This window comes from Streptomyces sp. NPDC001843, from assembly GCF_042891955.1.
Taxonomy (GTDB): Bacteria; Actinomycetota; Actinomycetes; order Streptomycetales; family Streptomycetaceae; genus Streptomyces.
Genome location: NZ_JBIATQ010000006.1, coordinates 179,507 through 198,228, shown reverse-complemented (window position 1 = coordinate 198,228; position 18,722 = coordinate 179,507). Strand labels below are relative to the sequence as shown.

Genomic DNA, 18,722 nt, shown 5'->3' with positions numbered 1-18,722 from the left:
ACCGGGCATGTCCAGCACCGTCTCCCGCGTCCGCACGGCCTACGCCCGCGTCGACGCCGTCGACCGCCCCGAGATCTGGATCGACCTGCGCCCGCAGGCCGAGGTGGAGGCCGAGGCCCGGGCGATCGACGAGCACGTCGCCTCCGGAGCCCGCCTCCCCTTGGCCGGGCGCCTCTTCGCCGTCAAGGGCAACATCGACGTGGCCGGCCTGCCCACGACGGCGGCCTGCCCGGCGTACGCGTACCAGCCGGCCGTCGACGCGCCCGTCGTCGCCCGGCTGCGTGCCGCGGGCGCCGTGGTCCTCGGCACCACCAACCTCGACCAGTTCGCCACCGGCCTGGTCGGCACCCGCTCACCCCACGGTGCGGTACGGAACGCCCTCGACCCGGCCAGGACCAGCGGCGGTTCGAGCTCCGGCTCGGCCGTCGCGGTGGCTCTGGGCCTCGTGGACTTCGCGCTGGGCACGGACACGGCGGGCTCGGGCCGGGTCCCCGCGGCGTTCAACGGCATCGTCGGCCTGAAACCCACCCGTGGTCTGGTCCCGGCGACGGGCGTGGTCCCGGCGTGCGCCTCGATCGACTGCGTGACGGTGTTCGCCCGCACCCTGCCGGAGGCCGAACAGGCCCTCGCGTTCATGGCCTCCCCGCCCGGCCGCGAGCTGCCGCCCCTCCCCCAGCGTGCCCCCGGCCCCTGGCGGATCGCCGTGCCACCGCTCGAACAGCTCGGAGAACTGGACGACGGCTGGGCCGAAGCGTACGAGGCGGCGGCCGGGCGGCTCGTGGCCTTGGGGGCGTCGGTACGCCCGCTCGACCTCACACCGTTCACCGAAGCTGCCGCCATGCTGTACGAGGGCGCGTTCGTCGCCGAGCGGTACACGGCCGTGGGGAGCTTTGTCGACAAGTTGATCCGCGAGGGTGGCGAGGGGCTCGACCCCACGGTCGCCGGCATCATCACCGGCGCACGCGACATCCCCGCCCACCGGCTCTTCGCCGACCAGGACCGGCTGGCCGCCCTGCACTCCCGCGCCCTGACCGAACTGGCCGACGCCGACGCCCTGCTGCTGCCCACCGCCCCCGGCCACCCCACCCTCGCCGAGGTGGCCGCCGACCCGCTCGGCGCCAACGCCCGTCTGGGCCGGTTCACCAACTCCACGAACCTCTTCGACCTTGCCGCGGTCGCCGTCCCGGCGGGCGAGGTGAACGGCCTGCCGTTCGGCGTGATGCTGATCGGCCCGGCGTTCACCGACGAACGGCTGGCCCGCATCGCCCGCACCCTGCAACCGGAGACGAGCCTCGCCGTGGTCGGGGCCCACCTGACCGGCCAGCCCCTCAACCCCCAACTCCTCGCGCTGGGGGCCCGCCTGGACCGCACGACCACCACGGCCCCGGTCTACCGCCTGCACGCGCTGCACACCGCCACGCCCAAACCGGGCCTGGTCCACGTGGGCGAGGGCGGCACGGCCATCGAGACGGAGGTCTGGCGGCTCCCGGCAGAGGGCCTGGGCCGCCTCCTGACCACACTCCCCCGCCCCATGACCCTGGGCTCAGTGGAACTCGCCGACGGCAGCAGCGTCCCCGGCTTCCTGTGCGAACCCAGCGCACTGACGAACGCCGAGGACATCACGCCGTATGGAGGCTGGCGCGCATACTTGGAGTACCGGCCAGGGGAACCTACCTAGGGGCGCGGGGAACTGCGCGAGCAACCACAGATCACCCGCACCCGCCAAACGGCAGGTCACCCCACCGACGAGTAGGCAACAACACCCCGCAGCACCAGATCAACAGCCTTACGCGCAGTCTTCCCCACGGTCGAGCCCTCCGCAGGAGAAGCCGCCGCTATCTGCCCGAGCACATCGATCACCTGCTTGCACCACCGTACGAAGTCACCGGCCGGCATCTCCGCCTCGCGCAGCACCTCGTCGAGGCCCTTGCCGGAGGCCCACATGTACACGGCCCAGGCGAAGCCGAGGTCGGGCTCGCGCTGGCCGACGCCCTCGCTCTGGGTGATCCGGAACTCCTCCTCCAGGCCGTCCAGCCGACCCCAGATCCGGACCATCTCGCCCAGCGCGGCCTGGGCCTTGCCGGACGGCAGCTTGGGCGCCATCGCGTCGTCGCCGACCCGGGCCTCGTACACCAGCGCCGAGACGCAGGCGGCCAGTTCGGCCGGAGCGAGGCCCTCCCAGACGCCGGCGCGCACGCATTCGCTGGCCAGCAGGTCGAGTTCGCCGTAGAGCCGGGCGAGCCGCTTGCCGTGCTCCGTGACCTCGTCGCCGCGCAGGTAGTCCAGTTCGGTCAACAGGGCCACGATGCGGTCGAAGGTCCGCGCGATGGTGTTGGTGCGGCCCTCGATCCGGCGTTCCAGCTGCGAGGTGTCCTTCAGCAGCCGGTGGTAGCGCTCGGCCCAGCGGGCGTGGTCCTCACGGTCGTTGCAGCCGTGGCAGGGATGGGCGCGGATCGCGGTGCGCAGCCGGGCGATCTCGCGGTCGTCGGCGGCCTGCGAGCGCTTCTTGCGGGCCCGCTCCGGCGGGATGTGCCCGGCCTTGGTGCGCAGCGCGGAGGCGAGGTCCCGGCGGGACTGCGGCGAGCGCGGGTTGAAGGACTTCGGGATCCGCATCCGCTCCAGCGGCTCGACCGGCACCGGGAAGTCGATGGACGCCAGCCGCTTGACCTGCCGCTCGGCGGTCAGCACCAGCGGGCGCGGGCCGTCGTGGTGGTCGAAGCCGCGGTGGCCGTTGGAACGGCCGGCGGGCAGGCCCGGGTCGAGCACCAGCGCCAGGCCCGCGTACTTGCCCGTCGGCACGTGGATCACGTCACCCGGCTTGAGCTTCTCCAACGCGACGGAGGCCTCCGCGCGCCGCTCGGCGGCGCCCTGCCGGGCCAGTTCGTTCTCGCGGTCCTTGAGTTCGCGGCGCAGCCGCGCGTACTCCTCGAAGTCGCCCAGGTGGCAGGTCATGGAGGCCTTGTAGCCCTCCAGTCCCTCCTCGTTGCGCTGGACCTGCCGGGAGATGCCGACGACCGACCTGTCGGCCTGGAACTGCGCGAAGGAGGTCTCCAGGAGCTCGCGCGAACGGTGCCGGCCGAACTGCTCGACGAGGTTGACCGCCATGTTGTACGACGGCTTGAAGCTGGAACGCAGCGGGTACGTGCGCGTGCCCGCGAGGCCCGCGAGGTGCTCGGGGCTCATGCCGCGCTGCCACAGCACCACCGCGTGGCCCTCGATGTCGATTCCGCGGCGGCCGGCGCGGCCGGTGAGCTGGGTGTACTCGCCCGGGGTGATGTCGGCGTGCTGCTCGCCGTTCCACTTGACGAGCTTCTCCAGCACCACGGAGCGGGCGGGCATGTTGATGCCGAGTGCGAGGGTCTCCGTGGCGAAGACGGCCTTGACCAGGCCGCGGACGAACAGTTCCTCCACGACCTCCTTGAAGGTCGGCAGCATGCCGGCGTGGTGGGCGGCGATGCCGCGCTCCAGGCCCTCGAGCCACTCGTAGTAGCCGAGGACGTGCAGGTCTTCGGTGGGGATCGACGCCGTGCGCTCCTCGACGAGGGCGCGCACCTGTTCACGCGCCTCGTCGTCGTTGAGGCGCAGGCCCGCGTACAGGCACTGCTGGACTGCGGACTCGCAGGCGGCGCGGCTGAAGATGAAGGTGATCGCGGGCAGCAGGCCCTCGGAGTCGAGTCGCTCGATGACCTCGGGGCGGCTCGGCGTCCACACCCGGGAGCGCTGCCTGCGCTCCCGCTCCCGGTCGGCCTCACGCATGGCACGGCCGCGCCTGCGGTCCTGGTACGACGGACGGCTGGCCTCCATCCGGGCCAGCCGCGTGAGGTCGGGGTTGACGGCTTTCTTGTTGCCCTCGCCCTCCTCGAACAGGTCGTACATCCGCCGCCCGGCGAGCACGTGCTGGAACAGCGGCACGGGCCGGTGCTCGGAGACGATCACCTCGGTGTCGCCGCGGACGGTGTCCAGCCAGTCGCCGAACTCCTCGGCGTTCGACACGGTCGCCGACAGCGACACCAGGGTCACCGACTCGGGCAGGTGGATGATCACCTCCTCCCAGACGGCGCCGCGAAACCGGTCGGAGAGGTAGTGCACCTCGTCCATGACCACGTATCCGAGGCCGAGCAGCGTCTGCGAGCCCGCGTACAGCATGTTGCGCAGCACCTCGGTGGTCATCACGACCACCGGCGCGTCGGAGTTCACGCTGTTGTCTCCGGTCAGCAGGCCGACCTGCTGCGTGCCGTAGCGGCGGCACAGGTCGGAGTACTTCTGGTTCGACAGCGCCTTGATGGGGGTCGTGTAGAAGCACTTCTTGCCCTGCTTCAGGGCGAGGTGGACGGCGAACTCGCCCACGATCGTCTTGCCGGAGCCAGTGGGGGCGGCCACCAGCACGCCCTTCCCCGCTTCGAGCGCCTGACAGGCCTCGATCTGGAAGGGGTCGAGGCCGAATTCGTACAGCTCGCGGAAGGAGGCGAGCGCGGTGGCCTGCTCGACTGCCCGCCTTCGGGCTGCCGCATACCGCTCGGCCGGTGAGAGGTCCTCTGTCATCGTGCTTTCGAGGTTACCGGGCCCCACTGACAACAGGACGATCATTATCCGGAACGTGTGACGGCGGCAACGACAGGTGCCCGCGTCCCCGAGGAATCCCCCGGGAACGCGGGCACCTGTCACAGGCCGGTGGAGTCGATCGGTCAGGTCACGTCGTCGTACCCGTTGATCCGGTCCGCCGTCGTCTGCTCGGGCACCCGGCCGGCGGAAACGGGCTCGATCTCGCCGATGTCCTCGGGTGTCAGATCCAGCTCGGAGGCCTCGTCGTCGGCGGGGCCCTGCGCCTCGCGACGCGCCCGGCGCCGGTCGTTGAGCAGCGAGATGGCCACGGCGAGGAAGTAGAGCGCCCAGATCGGTGCTGCCAGCGCCAGCATCGTCATCGGGTCGGGGCTGGGTGTGGCCACGGCCGCGAAGACGGTGATGCCGATGACCATGCCGCGCCACCAGCCCAGCATGCGCCGCCCGGACAGCATGCCGGTGAGGTTGAGCATGACCAGCAGCAACGGCATCTCGAAGGCGAGGCCGAAGACGACGATCATGCGGGTGACCAGGTCCAGCAGCTCGTCCAGCGGCAACAGGTTCTCGGCACCGGCCGGCGTGAGGCCGATCATCACCTTCGCCGTGGTGGGCAGCACGTGGAACGCGAGGTAGCCACCACCGACGAACAACGGGAAGCCGAAGCCGACGAAGGCGTAGGCGTACTTCTTCTCGTTGCGGTGCAGACCCGGCGCGACGAACGCCCAGAGCTGGTACAGCCAGATCGGCGACGCGAGAACGACACCGGTCATCAGGGCGACCTTCAGGGCCAGGGTGAACGGCGCGAGCAGGCCGCTGACGGTGAGGTGCGCGCAGTGGACGTTCTTGGCCTTGGCCAGCTCCCCGAAGGTCTGGTGGCAGCCGATCTCGTCGAGCATCGGCTTGGTGATGACATCGATGATGTCCCTGTAGAAGAAGGCCGCGACGATCGTGACGACGAGGATCGCCAGGACACCCTTCGCAAGCCGGTTGCGCAGCTCACGCAAGTGATCCGCGAGCGGCATCCGCCCCTCGGGATCCCTCTCCTTTTTGCGGGCAGACTTGAGCAACCCACATCCTCATCTCGTGCAGTGGACCGGATGCCCCGGTCCTCCCGTCATCGCTGGGTCGTGTCCGTCGGCTCGTTGACCGGGCGGGAGCTGGTCACATCGCCGGGCGCGGCCTGGATCGTACGCTGAGCGGGCGCGGGCTCCTCGGTGGACTCGGCGGTGCCGGACTGCTTGCCGTCCTCCTTCATCGCCTTCGCCTCGCTCTTCAGAATGCGGGCGGACTTGCCGAGCGAGCGGGCCATGTCCGGCAGCTTCTTGGAACCGAACACCAGCAGGATGACCACAACGAGGATCAGCAGGTGCCACGGCTCGAGTCCGTTGCGGAACATAAATCTTCACCTTCTCACCGAGGCGGGGCGACGGGCCTGTCCGACCAGTCGGACGTTTGTCCGAACATCGTGCTGTCAGCGATCGTAACGCTCAGGGGTAAACATGAGGCAATCCCCGTGCGTACTCCCGATCAGCGGTACGCGCCTCGTATCCGTACCGCGACCAGCAGAGTACCTGGCGCACCGGCCCACGTGACAGGGCGAAGTGACCCAAACCGCTGACGGCCCGGGACTCACAGGACCACCACAGCGGACCTCACAGGGAGTCGGCGGCGCGGGCGGCACTCACCGACGCCCGCTCCAGATCCTCGGCCGCCCGGTTGATACGACTCGCGGAGTCCGCGACCTGTCTGCCCAGACGCTGCGCCTCCAGGAAGACCCTCACCGCCAGCACACCGAGGATGGCGAGTCCCAGGAACCCCACAGCTACCGCGAACATCGGCCAGAACATGACGCCGAGCCTAGACGGTGGAGTGCAGCCGCAGAGTCCTGACCCCGCCCCCGGTCAGCAGTTCGACGATGCGTTCCCCGGCCGGCTTGCGGACGGCCACCCCGCACTCGGGACAGGTGAAGGAGTAGAACGTCGTACGGCTGGTGGCGCCGATCGCCAGCCGCAGAGCACTCGCGGAGAGCTCGAAACGGCTCCGGCAGTCCGGGCAGCCCGCCTTGAACACCACGGGGGCCACTCTCCTCATCCCGGCGAACGCCGCCGCGACCGTCATGTCCCTCACCCCGGACCCCGCGGACTCGCTCAAAGCCCCAGCTCCTGCCTGTCGTACTGCCCGTCCTCCACGCCGTGCGCAGCACCGTCACCCGCCGGCGCGTCGTACGCCGCGAGCGCCTCGGTCGCCGCCTGGCGGGCGCTGGCGGCCAGCTCGGGCGGCGAGACGATCCGGCCGTCGGGGCCCAGCCGCAACGCCAGACGCCTGAGCGAAGCCGGATCGGGGGTGCGCAAGGTAATACGCAGCCCGCCGTCGGCAAGCTCATCCGCGCTGTCATGCGGGTAGTACTCGGCCACCCAGCGGCCGCCGGGGCCGACCTCGACGACGACCTCCGGGTCCTCGGCGGCGGGCTGCACCAGGGCCTGGGAAAGATCCCGCAGCTCGATCTCCGGCGGCACCGACGGCTCGTCGAGGATCTTGATCTCGGCGACCCGGTCCAGCCGGAACGTACGACGCGCCTCGGAGCGGCGGCACCAGGCCTCGACATAGGTGTGCCCGACACTGACCAGCCGGATGGGGTCGATCTCACGCTCGGTGACCTCGTCCCGGGCGGGCGAGTAGTAGCGGATCCACAACCGGCGGCGCTCGGAGATCGCCCGGTCGACGTCGGCGAAGACACCACCCTCGGACTCGAAGGTCACCGACAGCCGGGAACTGGCCCCGGCCGCCTCCCCGGCCGCCGTCTCCACCTTGGCGGTCGCCCGCAGCAGCGCCTGCCGGTCCCCCTCCCGCAGACCGGGCAGGGTCGCTACGGCCCGGGCGGCCACCAGCAGGGCGGTCGCCTCGTCGGCGGCGAGCCGCAGCGGCTCGGCGGCCTCCGCGCCGAGCGCGGCCGGGTTGTGCCACCAGATGCGCTCACCGTCGGTGTCGATGTCGAGCAGGTCACCACCCCGGAAACTGGTGCCGCACATCGGCAGCACGTCCAGGTCGGAGACCAGCTCGTCCTCCGTGATCCCGAACGCGCGCGCCACGTCCGCCACCCGGGCACCGGGGCGCTCCCGCAGATACGTCACCAGGGAGAGCATCCGCCGGGTCTGATCGATGGCGTTCACGGACCTGACCGGTCTGCCTGCCACTGTCCTGCTCCCCTCCCCCTCAACCCTTTGCCACGGCACGCAGGCGGTCCACCACGTCGGCCCGCAGCTCCGCGGGCTCCACGACCACCACGTCCGGACCGAACTCCACCAGCCACGCGTCCAGACCGTGCCCGTACGGGATCTCCAACTCGTCCCAGCCGTCACCGAGTTCCCGCACCGACGTGGCCTTCGCCCGAAGGGGGTAACCCGCACCCGAACGCAGCCGGATCACAGCGGTACGGTCGGCGATCTCACCCGCCCAGCTCGCCACGGTCTCACGGACGGTCACCACATCGGGGACCGGAGCGGTGAAGCCGCTGCCACGGGAACGCACCTTCCCCGTGATCCGCGACAGGCGGAACACCCGCTCGGCGCCCCGGTCGCGGTCCCAGCCCGCCAGGTACCAGTGGCCGCGCCAGCACTCCAGCGCCCACGGTTCCACATGCCGGGACTCCGGACGGGCCGCGGAGGCCTTGCGGTAGTCGAAGACGACCGGGCGGCGGTCACGGCACGCCAGCATCAGCGGCTCGAACGCGGCCTCGTGCACCGGGATACGGGGCTCCAGCGCGCCGTGCGCCTCGTACGGGTCGACGTCCTCGGGCAGGCCGGCCGCACGCAGCTTCTGCAGGGCGCCGCTCGCCGCGCCGGCCAGCCGGGCCTGCTGCCACACCTTGGCGGCCAGCCCCAGGGCAGCGGCCTCCTCGGCGTCCAGAGTGATCGGCGGCAGGCGGTTGCTGTCACGGCGGGCCAGATAGCCGACCTCACCGTCCAGGTTCTCCACGGTCTCGATGACGAGGCCGAGCTCCCGCAGATCGTCCTTGTCGCGCTCGAACATCCGGTTGAAGGAGTCGTCGCCACCCGCCTCGCCTCTACCCGGCCTGGAGGCCTCCCCCTTACCCGGCCTGGAGGCCTCGACGTAAGCCTCGATGGAATCGCGCAGCTCGCGCTTGCTGAGCGGCCGCCGCGTCCCCAGCAGACACAGCGCCAGGTTCATCAGCCGCTCGGCCTTGGCAATGGCCATCGACGCCCTTCGCCTTCCCTATGGTGCTTCCGACCGATGACCGTACCGCTCCGCAGCGTCACGGCAAAAGCCGAAGGCCCATGCGGACAGCACGGGCCCTCGTCCGACCAGGAACGGTCAGCGCTTGGCAACGCCCACCAGGTCGCAGACGAAGATCAGCGTCTCGCCCGGCGCGATCCGGCCACCGGCACCCCGGTCGCCGTACGCGAGGTGCGCGGGGATGACGAGCTGACGGCGACCGCCGACCTTCATACCCTGCACACCCTTGTCCCAGCCCTGGATGACCTGGCCGACACCGAGCTGGAAGTCCAGCGGGGCGCCCCGGTTCCAGGAGGCGTCGAACTCCTCACCGGTGGAGAACGCCACGCCCACGTAGTGGACCTTCACGAAATCGCCGGCCGCGGCGACCTCGCCGTCCCCCTCCCAGATGTCCTTGATCTCGAGGTCGGCCGGGGGCTCGCCACCCGGGAAGTCGATCTCGGGCTTCTCGATGCTCACGTCTAAAGCTCCTGCTCGTGTACGACTCGGAACGCGGACAGTCTTTCATCTCCCGGCCGCTCCCGCCCGCGGCGGGCGGCCCCGCACGGACCGCCTACATCGCCGCCAGGATGTCCACGGAGAACACCAGCGTCGAGCCCTTCTTCACGGGGCCGCCGCTGGGCGGATTGTCGCCGTACGCCAGGTCCGGCGGCACCACGACCAGCACCCGGCTGCCCACCTTCTTGCCGGTGACACCCTCGGCCAGACCCTTGACGACCTGCTGCATCTGCTCCAGGGAGATCTGGCTCAGCCGCCCCGAGCCGTATGTCGCCTCGAACGTCTTCCCGCTGTCCCAGACCAGCCCCTCGAACTGGCACAGGATCGCCTGGTTGGCCTTGACCTCGGGCCCGTCACCCTCCAGGACGTAGGCGGACACGAGCTTCTTCGGCGGATCCGCCTTGGGAATCCTGACCGAGGGAGCCTTGCCGTCGGTGTTGGTGCCGACCTTCGGCACGGCGGCGTCGCTCTGCGCGACCACCTTGCCCTTGCTGGAGCTCTTGGAGTTGAACGAGTCGATCAGATCGACGACGAACACCAGCGTGTCGGTGCCCTTGATGCCCGCCTGGGGGTTGCCCGACTTGCCGTACCCCCAGGTCGGCGGGACGGCGATCTCGATCCTGCTGCCGGCTTTCCGGCCCGCCAGCCCGTACCGCCAGCCGTCGATGATGCTGCCCTGGGCGAGCTGCATGAGCAGGGGCGTCTTACGGTCGTAGGAGTTGTCGAAGACCTTCCCCGTGTCCCAGATCTGCCCCAGGTAGTTCGCCTGGACGAAGTCGTTCTCCGCGACCGTGCGACCACTGCCCGCGATCACCGTCTTGACCGCCAGGTTCTCCGACGGATCACCCGAACCCTTGGCCACCGTCGGCTTCTCACCGAACTTCGTACCCGCCGTGATCGCGGGCAGCGGCCCGTCCACGATCTTCGGCGGCGGCACGGACGAGGCGGACGCCGACGGCGACGCACCGGCCTTGCCCGACCCCGACGTGTCGTCGTTACAACCGGCGAGCGTGACCAGACCAGCGGGTACCGCGGCAAAGAGGAGAGAGCGTCGACGCACGTGAGGAGCCTCGTAATCGGTCGATCTTGCGGATGGCGTGCGCGCCACTCTACGGCGTGAGCAGGGCGCCGTACGGAATACGTACGGCGCCCGTGTCACGTTCGGCATTCCACAGCCGAAACTCACATACCGGCGATCAGCTTCTCCACCCGGTCGTCCACCGAACGGAACGGGTCCTTGCACAACACCGTGCGCTGCGCCTGGTCATTGAGCTTCAGATGCACCCAGTCCACCGTGAAGTCCCGGCGCTGCTCCTGCGCCCGGCGGATGAAGTCACCGCGCAGCCGCGCCCGAGTCGTCTGCGGGGGAACCGACTTGCCCTCGAAGATCTTCAAGTCGTTGCAGATCCGGGTGGCTTGGCCCTTCTTCTCCAGCAGGTAGTACAGGCCACGACGCCGGTGGATGTCGTGATAGGCGAGGTCTATCTGGGCGACCCGCGGATGCGACATCGTCATGTTGTGCTTGGCCCGGTACCGCTCGATGAGCTTGTACTTCATCACCCAGTCGATCTCGGTGCCGATACGGTCGAGGTCCTCCGCCTCGATCGCGTCCAGCGTACGGCCCCACAGCTCCAGCACCTGCTCGACCGTGCCCGTACGGATACCGCGGCGCTCACAGAAGTCCACGGCCTTCTCGTAGTACTCCCGCTGCACCTCCAGCGCCGAGGCCTCCCGGCCACTGGCCAGACGCACCTTGCGCCGGCCGGTGATGTCATGGCTGACCTCGCGGATCGCCCGGATCGGGTTCTCCAGGGTGAGATCCCGCATCACCGTGCCCGCCTCGATCATGCGCAGCACCAGGTCGGTCGCACCGACCTTCAGCAGCATCGTCGTCTCCGACATGTTCGAGTCGCCCACGATGACATGCAGACGGCGGTACCGCTCGGCATCCGCGTGCGGTTCGTCACGCGTGTTGATGATGGGCCTCGAACGGGTCGTCGCCGAGGAGACGCCCTCCCAGATGTGCTCCGCCCGCTGACTCACGCAGTACACCGCACCGCGCGGCGTCTGCAGCACCTTGCCCGCCCCGCACAGCAACTGGCGCGTGACCAGGAACGGGATGAGAATGTCCGCGAGCCGGGAGAACTCCCCGTGCCGCGCGACGAGATAGTTCTCGTGGCAGCCGTAGGAGTTGCCCGCCGAGTCCGTGTTGTTCTTGAAGAGGTAGACGTCGCCCGCGATTCCTTCCTCGTGCAGGCGTCGTTCGGCGTCCACCAGGAGTCCTTCCAGAATGCGCTCGCCGGCCTTGTCGTGGGTGACCAGTTCGATCACATTGTCACATTCCGGTGTCGCATATTCCGGATGTGAGCCCACGTCGAGATAGAGCCGGGCGCCGTTTCGCAGAAAGACATTACTGCTGCGGCCCCATGACACGACACGGCGGAAGAGGTACCGCGCCACCTCGTCAGGCGACAGACGGCGCTGTCCCCTGAACGTGCACGTGACACCGTACTCGTTCTCCAGCCCGAAAATGCGGCGGTCCATGACTGAACATTACGCCCGATCCCCCGAGCTGAAACGGGGTTCGGCAGCACGATTTGGATCATTTTCCGATGAAGCCGCAACCACCCCACCCCCAGCGGGAGCTGCGAGGACCCCTCCGGTCCCCAGCAGGACCAGCAACGACACCGCCCCTGCCGCCCCCGGCACGGCGAAACCCCACACCGCGCCACCCGCCTCGACCACCGGACCCGCCAGGCCCGTTCCCACCGACGCACCCACCGTGAACGTCGTCACCAGCCACGAGAACGCCTCCGTGACCGTCCCACCCGGCGCATGCCGGTCCACGATGACGAACGCACACGCGATGCACGGCGCCAGAAACACCCCCGACACCGCCGTCAACAGAACCATCGCCACCGCACCCGGCATCAGCATCAACGGCAGATAACACACCGCCAGAAGCCCCACCAACACCCTCAGTCGCCGCTCCGGCACACCACCCCACTGCCGCGCCCCGTACACCGTGCCACCCACCAGCGCACCCAGACCCAGCGCCGCCATCAGCCAGCCGTACACCGCGTCCCCGCCGTGCCCGTCGGCGTACGGCACCGAGGCCACCGTGATGGAACCGAGCGCGACCCCCACGAACAGGAAGGCCCCCAGCAGCACCAGCAGACCGGGCGAACGCAGAGCCCCCAGCCAGTGCGCCTCACGGGGCGCCGAACGCCACGCGCGCGAGGGCGGCGAGACCACCACCGACAGCGCACCCACCACCCCCACCGCGTTCAGCACGAGCAGCGCGGCCCGCTCCGACCACAGCGACACGCACAGCGTCACCAGCAGCGGCCCGACCGTGAACATCACCTCCTGCGCCACGGCATCCATCGCGTACGCCGTGTGCACCTGGTCCTCACGCCGCAGCACGGACGGCCACAGCGCACGCAGACCGCCCTCCAGCGGCGGCGTGAACAACCCGGCCGCCGCTACGGCGACGCAGGCGAGCGGCAACGGATCGATCCCCGTGAACGCGAACACCACCATCGCCAGGGCGGAGGCCACGGCCGCGGGCAGCTGCACGCGCGGCTGCCCGTACAGGTCCACCAGCCGCCCCAGCACCGGCTGCCCCACGGCGGTGGCGACACCGTAGACCGCCGCCAGCGCCCCGGCGAGGCTGTACGTGCCCCCCTCGGCCCGGACGAAGAGCACCAGCGCGATGGCGGCCGTGGCGTTCGGCAGACGGCCCACCAGAGTGCCGACCAGCAGCCGGACCGCATGCCTCGCCCTGAGGATCTCCAGGTATCCCGCGGCCACCGCTGCCTCCAAGTGTTACGTATAACGCCGACCCGCCATACGTACCATGTGCGCTGTGACGCGTCCAGGCGAAAACAGGCGCGCACCCGGGCGACAAAGGAGCAACCCACGGTGGCAGGCAGCAGCACGCGCCCGACGAGCAGGGACGTCGCCCAGGCCGCCGGAGTCTCACAAGCGGCCGTCTCACTCGTCCTCGGCGACAAATGGCGCGGCCGCGTGTCCGCCGCCACCGCCGAACGCGTACGAGAAGCCGCACGCGACCTCGGCTACCGCCCCAACCTCGCCGCCCGCAACCTCCGCCTCGGCCACACCCGCACCGTCCTCCTCGTCGTCCCCGCCCTCACCACCGAATTCTTCGCCGGCGTCTACACCGGCGCCGCCCGCATCGCCGCCCAGCACGGCTTCGGCGTCGTCCTCTACCCCTCCCCCGAAGGCATCGGCCCCGCCCGCGACCCCTTCGCCTCCGCCCAGGCCGCCCTCGACGGCATCATCGCCTCGTCCATGGCCGCCGACGCCCTCACCGCCCTCCGCGGCGACCAGCTCCCCCTCGTCATGCTCGACAGCGACCCCGACGGCAGTCCCGGCTCGGCCACGGTCAATCTGGACATCGCGGACGGCGTACGCCAAGTTGCCGAACACCTGCTCGAACTGGGCCACCGCCACTTCCTCCACCTCGCCGCCGACGTCGCCTCATGGACCTTCGAGATACGCGGACGGGAACTGACGACACGCGTCGGCGCCGTCCCGGACACCTCGATCCGCACCATCCGCGCCCCCATCTCCATCGCAGGCGCACTCGCCGCCACCGAAGCGGCACTGGCCGGCCCAGGCCCCCACCCCACCGCCCTCGTCTGCGACGACGACAAACTCGCCGCCGGCGCCTACAAAGCCCTGCGTCGCCTCGGCCTGCGCGTACCCGACGACATCTCCGTCACCGGCCTCGACGACCTCGCCCTCGCCACCGCCATCGACCCCGAACTCACCACCGTCCGCCTCGACGCCGAACAGTTCGGCGAACGCGGCATGCAAGCCCTCCTCGCCGTACTGGAGGGCCGCGCACCCGAACACGGCGACATCCCCGTCGAACTGGTCGTAAGAGGCTCCACCGCCCCGCCCGGCGCCCCCTGACACGCCTGTGCCCCGGCCGTCACACGGCCGGGGCACACCAGGAACGCAAGGACGTCAGGAACGCCAGGAACGAGGCGGACTACTTCTCGTCGGACTCGTCGGGCTCCTCCGCACTCTCCGCCTCCGTGCTCGCACCGTTCGCCTCCAGCAGACGCGCCAGCTGACGACCCACGATGCGCTTGAACTTCCGCTGCTGCGGACGCGTACGGTCCAGCACCGCCACCTCCAGCCGCTCCGCGGGAATCTCCCGCTCACTGCCATTGGTGTCACGGGACAGTGCCTGCACCGCCAGCTTCAACGCCTCCGCCAGCGACATCCCGTCCTGGTGACGCTGGTCCAGGAAACTGCTGATCTGCTCGGCATTGCCACCGACCGCCACCGAACCGTGCTCGTCCACGATCGAACCGTCGTGCGGCAGACGGTAGATCTGGTCACCCTCCGGGGTCTCCCCCACCTCGGCGACCACCAGCTCCACCTCGTACGGCTTCTCCGCCGCACTCGAGAAGATCGTGCCCAGGGTCTGCGCGTAGACGTTCGCGAGACCACGGGCGGTCACATCGTCCCGGTCGTAGGTGTAACCCCGCAGATCGGCATACCGCACCCCGCCGATCCGCAGGTTCTCGTACTCGTTGTACTTACCGGCGGCCGCGAAACCGATCCGGTCGTAGATCTCGCTGAACTTGTGCAGCGCACGGGACGGGTTCTCACCGACGAACACGATGCCGTCGGCGTACTGGAGCACCACAAGGCTGCGACCACGGGCGATGCCCTTACGGGCGTACTCCGCCCGGTCGGCCATCGCCTGCTGAGGCGATACATAGAACGGCGTCGACACCGGTTATCCGTCCCTTTCTGTGGAAGTCACTGCGATCACCTTCACCAAGAACCCGGCCCGCCCTCAGAGCAGGGCGGCCTTCGGCCCGTCCGGCTCCTCCAGACGACGCTGGAGCACCGAACGAGCGATCTCGGAGGACTCGTCGTCGGTCAGCCGACGGAAACCGTCCTCGGTGATCACGGTGACGATGGGGTAGATCCGGCGGGCGACATCGGGACCACCGGTCGCCGAGTCGTCGTCGGCCGCGTCGTACAGGGCCTGCACCACGAGCGTCGTGGCCTGCTCCTCGGACAGGTCGTCGCGGAACAGCTTCTTCATCGCACCGCGCGCGAAGATCGAACCGGAACCGGTGGCGGCGAAGTTGTGCTCCTCGGAACGGCCACCCGTCACGTCGTAGGAGAAGATCCGGCCCCTCTCCCGGTCCAGGTCGTACCCCGCGAACAGCGGCACCACGGCCAGGCCCTGCATGGCCATGCCCAGGTTGGAGCGGATCATGGTCGACAGCCGGTTCGCCTTGCCCTCCAGGGACAGCTGCGCGCCCTCGACCTTCTCGAAGTGCTCCAGCTCCAGCTGGAACAGCTTGACCATCTCCACGGCGAGACCGGCCGTGCCGGCGATGCCGACCGCGGAGTACTCGTCCGCCGGGAACACCTTCTCGATGTCCCGCTGGGCGATCACGTTGCCCATGGTGGCCCGGCGGTCACCGGCGAGCACGACGCCCCCCGGGAAGGTCACGGCGACGATCGTGGTCCCGTGGGGAGCCTCGATGACACCTTGGGTCGGGGGCAGCTGCCGGTTGCCCGGGAGCATCTCCGGCTGGTGCTCGGACAGGAAGTCCATGAAGGAGGAGGACCCTGGCGTCAGGAAGGCAGCTGGTAGACGCCCGGTGCTACGAGTGTTGGCTTCCACGCGTTTCCTTCCAGGTAATCGGCAGCTCGGTACATGGCGTCGGGGTCATCCCTCAACAGCCCGAGGCCGGAATTGCAGTTGAAGCACAGTACGCCACGGACCCTACCCGTGTTGTGGCAGTGATCCACATGTACAGCAGGGGCGAATAGACAGATGCAGCAGACTCCGCCTTGGGCGGCGATCAACTCATCACGCTCGGCCTCCGTGATGCCGTACTTGCGCCGCAGGTGCTGCGCTGGGGCATCCGCCGCCCTGCAGGCCTTGCAGCGGCTTGCCAGGCCATCGCCCTTGCGGTGCCACTCGCTGTGCGGCTTCACTTCACCGCAGCCCCGACAGCGTTTGTGCCCCTCCGGCACATGGTCTGCGGGCCCGTGCACCGGGGGGTCCAGGACTCGGCGGTGGTAGTTGGTCGCGCAGTTCCGACAGTGGCGCTGCAAGCCGTCCAGATTCGACCGCTTGCGGGCGAACGCTGCGTGCGGCTTCCATTCGCCGCACCGCACACAGCGCCTCCGCTGTTCAGCCCCGGCCACCCACACCCCCTTCACCTTCACTTCAAAGGCTGCTGACCCGCCGCGCCTTTACTCTCCACCCTTCTGAACGAATGACCTCACGAAATCCTCTGCGTTCTCCTCGAGCACATCATCGATTTCGTCCAGAACCGAGTCCACGTCGTCGCTCAGCTTCTCCTGCCGCTCCTTGAGGTCCTCCGAGCCCTGCGCCTCCTGCGCCTGCTCCTCGACCTCCTCGGTGGAACGCGTCGCCTTCTGCTGGCCGCCGCCGGTGTCCTTGGTTGCCATGACCCTCACCCCGCTCAGTTCGCCCGACATGGTCGACAGGTCGGCATTCCTGCCGATCGGTGATGATCAGACCCTACAAGCCGGGTCCGACATCGGCCCCGCAGTTGGTACAACGTGCGGGGGCCACCTCGATGATTCCCGCGCGCCCGGGGTTTGCACCCCGTGCGCCCGAGGCGGTTCGAGTACCCGCTCAGCCGCCGGAGAGGACCCTGACGAGGTCCTCGGCCGTGCGGCAGCGGTCCAGGAGTTCCTTGACGTGATTTCGCGTTCCGCGAAGTGGTTCCAGGGTTGGGACGCGCTGGAGGGAGTCCCGGCCCGGGAGGTCGAAGATCACCGAGTCCCAGGAGGCCGCGGCGACGTCGTCGGCGTACTGCTCCAGGCAGCGTCCGCGGAAGTAGGCGCGGGTGTCCTCCGGTGGCTTCGTACGGGCCCGTTCGACCTCGGCCTCGTCCAGGAGGCGCTTCATGCGCCCGCGGGCCGCCAGACGGTTGTACAGGCCCTTCTCGGGGCGTACGTCGGCGTACTGGAGGTCGACGAGGTGGAGCCGGGCGGCGTCCCAGTCGAGGTTGTCGCGGCGGCGGTAGCCCTCCATGAGTTCTCGTTTGGCGACCCAGTCGAGTTCTCCGGCGAGGCTCATGGGGTCGTTCTCGAGCCGGCTGAGGGTGTCCTCCCAGCGGGACAGGACGTCCTTGGTCTGTTCGTCGGCGTCGGCGCCGTAGCGTTCCTCCACGTATTTGCGGGAGAGCTCGTAGTACTCCATCTGGAGTTGTACGGCGGTGAGTGTGCGGCCGCTGCGGAGGGTGACGAGGCGCTTGAGCGACGGGTCGTGGGAGACCTGGTGGAGGGTGCGGACGGGCTGGTCGACGGCCAGGTCGACGGCGATGAAGCCGTCTTCGATCATGGAGAGGACCAGGGAGGTCGTGCCCAGCTTGAGGTAGGTGGAGATCTCGGAGAGGTTGGCGTCGCCGATGATCACGTGGAGGCGGCGGTATTTCTCCGCGTCCGCGTGGGGTTCGTCCCGGGTGTTGATGATGGGGCGTTTCAGGGTCGTCTCGAGCCCTACCTCGACCTCGAAGTAGTCGGCGCGCTGGCTGAGCTGGAAGCCGTGTTCGTGGCCGTCCTGGCCGATGCCGACGCGGCCGGCGCCGGCGAAGACCTGGCGGGAGACGAAGAAGGGCGTGAGGTGGCGCACGATGTCGGAGAAGGCGGTTTCCCGCTTCATCAGGTAGTTCTCGTGCGTGCCGTAGGAGGCGCCCTTGTTGTCGGTGTTGTTCTTGTAGAGGTGGATGGGCTGGGCTCCGGGGAGCTGGGCGGCGCGTTCGGCGGCCTCGGCCATGATGCGTTCGCCGGCTTTGTCCCAGAGGACGGCGTCGCGGGGGTTGGTGACCTCGGGGGCGCTGTATTCGGGGTGTGCGTGGTCGACGTAGAGGCGTGCGCCGTTGGTGAGGATGACGTTGGCGAGGCCGATGTCCTCGTCGGTGAGCTGGCTGGAGTCGGCGGCCTCGCGGGCGAGGTCGAAGCCTCGTGCGTCGCGCAGCGGGTTCTCCTCCTCGAAGTCCCAGCGGGCCCGGCGGGCCCGGTGCATCGCCGCGGCGTAGGCGTTGACGATCTGGGATGAGGTGAGCATGGCATTGGCGTTGGGGTGGCCGGGGACGGAGATCCCGTACTCCGTCTCGATGCCCATTACTCGCCGTACGGTCATGCGGCCCTCCTTGCCCGGCGGCGCCCTCGGTCGTGGGCGCCGCTCAGTTACCGCTGGCGCTCCGGTGCGTGTGCGGTGCCCGTCCCCGCACTGCGCGACTCGGCGGTAGGAATGAGCCTAGAACGCCTTTGCGCTGGTGGGGAGATCATTTGCGTCATTTGCGTGCTTCAGCTGTGCCTGGAAAACACTCGGCTGCGGGTACCCGTGGTGGGCACCCGCAGCCGCC

18 protein-coding genes are annotated in these 18,722 nt (G+C 69.4%); 2 read left to right on the top strand and 16 right to left on the bottom strand.

From position 1 onward, the window contains the following. Positions 1–7: 7 nt before the first annotated feature. Positions 8–1,678 carry an allophanate hydrolase gene (atzF, locus tag ACFYZQ_RS17435; protein ID WP_389147850.1) on the top strand — a complete coding sequence of 557 codons (1,671 nt, stop codon included), beginning with the start codon at positions 8–10 and terminating at the stop codon, positions 1,676–1,678. Between the two features lie 56 nt (positions 1,679–1,734). Here the strand turns inward: atzF and ACFYZQ_RS17430 are convergent, their stop codons facing one another. The 11 genes from ACFYZQ_RS17430 to ACFYZQ_RS17380 all read right to left on the bottom strand — a co-directional run bounded on the left by ACFYZQ_RS17430 (position 1,735) and on the right by ACFYZQ_RS17380 (position 13,125). After that, complete coding sequence (locus ACFYZQ_RS17430; RefSeq protein WP_389147847.1) at positions 1,735–4,587, bottom strand: DEAD/DEAH box helicase; 2,853 nt, start codon at positions 4,585–4,587, stop codon at positions 1,735–1,737. 98 nt (positions 4,588–4,685) lie between these two features. Then, the gene (tatC, locus tag ACFYZQ_RS17425) at positions 4,686–5,627 is read right to left on the bottom strand and encodes a twin-arginine translocase subunit TatC (protein ID WP_389147844.1); all 942 of its coding nucleotides are present in this window, start codon (positions 5,625–5,627) and stop codon (positions 4,686–4,688) included. A 47-nt stretch (positions 5,628–5,674) separates the two neighbouring features. Beyond that, entirely contained in the window at positions 5,675–5,956 is a 282-nt protein-coding gene (gene tatA / locus ACFYZQ_RS17420) for a Sec-independent protein translocase subunit TatA (protein ID WP_389147841.1), read from the bottom strand. Positions 5,957–6,212: 256 nt separating this feature from the next. Further along, positions 6,213–6,407: a hypothetical protein gene (locus ACFYZQ_RS17415; RefSeq protein WP_389147838.1), complete on the bottom strand. Its 195-nt coding sequence runs from the start codon at positions 6,405–6,407 to the stop codon at positions 6,213–6,215. Between the two features lie 10 nt (positions 6,408–6,417). Beyond that, positions 6,418–6,711 carry a hypothetical protein gene (locus ACFYZQ_RS17410; RefSeq protein ID WP_389147835.1) on the bottom strand — a complete coding sequence of 98 codons (294 nt, stop codon included), beginning with the start codon at positions 6,709–6,711 and terminating at the stop codon, positions 6,418–6,420. Continuing rightward, complete coding sequence (locus tag ACFYZQ_RS17405) at positions 6,708–7,754, bottom strand: helix-turn-helix transcriptional regulator (RefSeq protein ID WP_389147833.1); 1,047 nt, start codon at positions 7,752–7,754, stop codon at positions 6,708–6,710. Before ACFYZQ_RS17405 ends, ACFYZQ_RS17410 begins: the two co-directional genes overlap by 4 nt. A gap of 19 nt (positions 7,755–7,773) precedes the next feature. After that, positions 7,774–8,775 (bottom strand): helix-turn-helix transcriptional regulator, encoded by a 1,002-nt coding sequence (locus ACFYZQ_RS17400; protein ID WP_389147830.1) that lies wholly within the window; start codon positions 8,773–8,775, stop codon positions 7,774–7,776. A gap of 117 nt (positions 8,776–8,892) precedes the next feature. Continuing rightward, on the bottom strand, positions 8,893–9,273 hold the full coding sequence (locus tag ACFYZQ_RS17395; RefSeq protein WP_388794777.1) for an FKBP-type peptidyl-prolyl cis-trans isomerase: 381 nt from the start codon (positions 9,271–9,273) through the stop codon (positions 8,893–8,895). A gap of 94 nt (positions 9,274–9,367) precedes the next feature. Further along, on the bottom strand, positions 9,368–10,372 hold the full coding sequence (locus tag ACFYZQ_RS17390; RefSeq protein WP_389147827.1) for an FKBP-type peptidyl-prolyl cis-trans isomerase: 1,005 nt from the start codon (positions 10,370–10,372) through the stop codon (positions 9,368–9,370). A 122-nt stretch (positions 10,373–10,494) separates the two neighbouring features. Then, positions 10,495–11,856 (bottom strand): Pup--protein ligase, encoded by a 1,362-nt coding sequence (gene pafA, locus ACFYZQ_RS17385; RefSeq protein ID WP_365166794.1) that lies wholly within the window; start codon positions 11,854–11,856, stop codon positions 10,495–10,497. Between the two features lie 9 nt (positions 11,857–11,865). Next, a complete protein-coding gene (locus ACFYZQ_RS17380; RefSeq protein ID WP_389148467.1) occupies positions 11,866–13,125 on the bottom strand; it encodes an MFS transporter in 1,260 nt (419 codons plus the stop codon). A gap of 111 nt (positions 13,126–13,236) precedes the next feature. Here ACFYZQ_RS17380 and ACFYZQ_RS17375 point away from each other — a divergent pair, with 111 nt between their 5' ends. Then, positions 13,237–14,253 carry a LacI family DNA-binding transcriptional regulator gene (locus ACFYZQ_RS17375; protein WP_389147824.1) on the top strand — a complete coding sequence of 339 codons (1,017 nt, stop codon included), beginning with the start codon at positions 13,237–13,239 and terminating at the stop codon, positions 14,251–14,253. 79 nt (positions 14,254–14,332) lie between these two features. Here ACFYZQ_RS17375 and prcA read toward each other — a convergent pair whose 3' ends face one another. The 5 genes from prcA to dop all read right to left on the bottom strand — a co-directional run bounded on the left by prcA (position 14,333) and on the right by dop (position 18,496). Beyond that, on the bottom strand, positions 14,333–15,088 hold the full coding sequence (gene prcA, locus ACFYZQ_RS17370; RefSeq protein ID WP_389147821.1) for a proteasome subunit alpha: 756 nt from the start codon (positions 15,086–15,088) through the stop codon (positions 14,333–14,335). A gap of 63 nt (positions 15,089–15,151) precedes the next feature. After that, positions 15,152–15,997: a proteasome subunit beta gene (gene prcB / locus ACFYZQ_RS17365; protein ID WP_389147818.1), complete on the bottom strand. Its 846-nt coding sequence runs from the start codon at positions 15,995–15,997 to the stop codon at positions 15,152–15,154. Then, positions 15,949–16,527, bottom strand: coding sequence for an endonuclease VII domain-containing protein (locus tag ACFYZQ_RS17360; RefSeq protein WP_389148465.1), 579 nt, complete (start codon positions 16,525–16,527; stop codon positions 15,949–15,951). The genes prcB and ACFYZQ_RS17360 overlap by 49 nt, the downstream gene beginning before the upstream one ends. A 48-nt stretch (positions 16,528–16,575) precedes the next feature. Further along, positions 16,576–16,794 (bottom strand): ubiquitin-like protein Pup, encoded by a 219-nt coding sequence (locus tag ACFYZQ_RS17355; protein WP_389147815.1) that lies wholly within the window; start codon positions 16,792–16,794, stop codon positions 16,576–16,578. 190 nt (positions 16,795–16,984) lie between these two features. Next, on the bottom strand, positions 16,985–18,496 hold the full coding sequence (gene dop / locus ACFYZQ_RS17350) for a depupylase/deamidase Dop (RefSeq protein ID WP_389147812.1): 1,512 nt from the start codon (positions 18,494–18,496) through the stop codon (positions 16,985–16,987). Between the last annotated feature and the right edge of the window lie 226 nt (positions 18,497–18,722).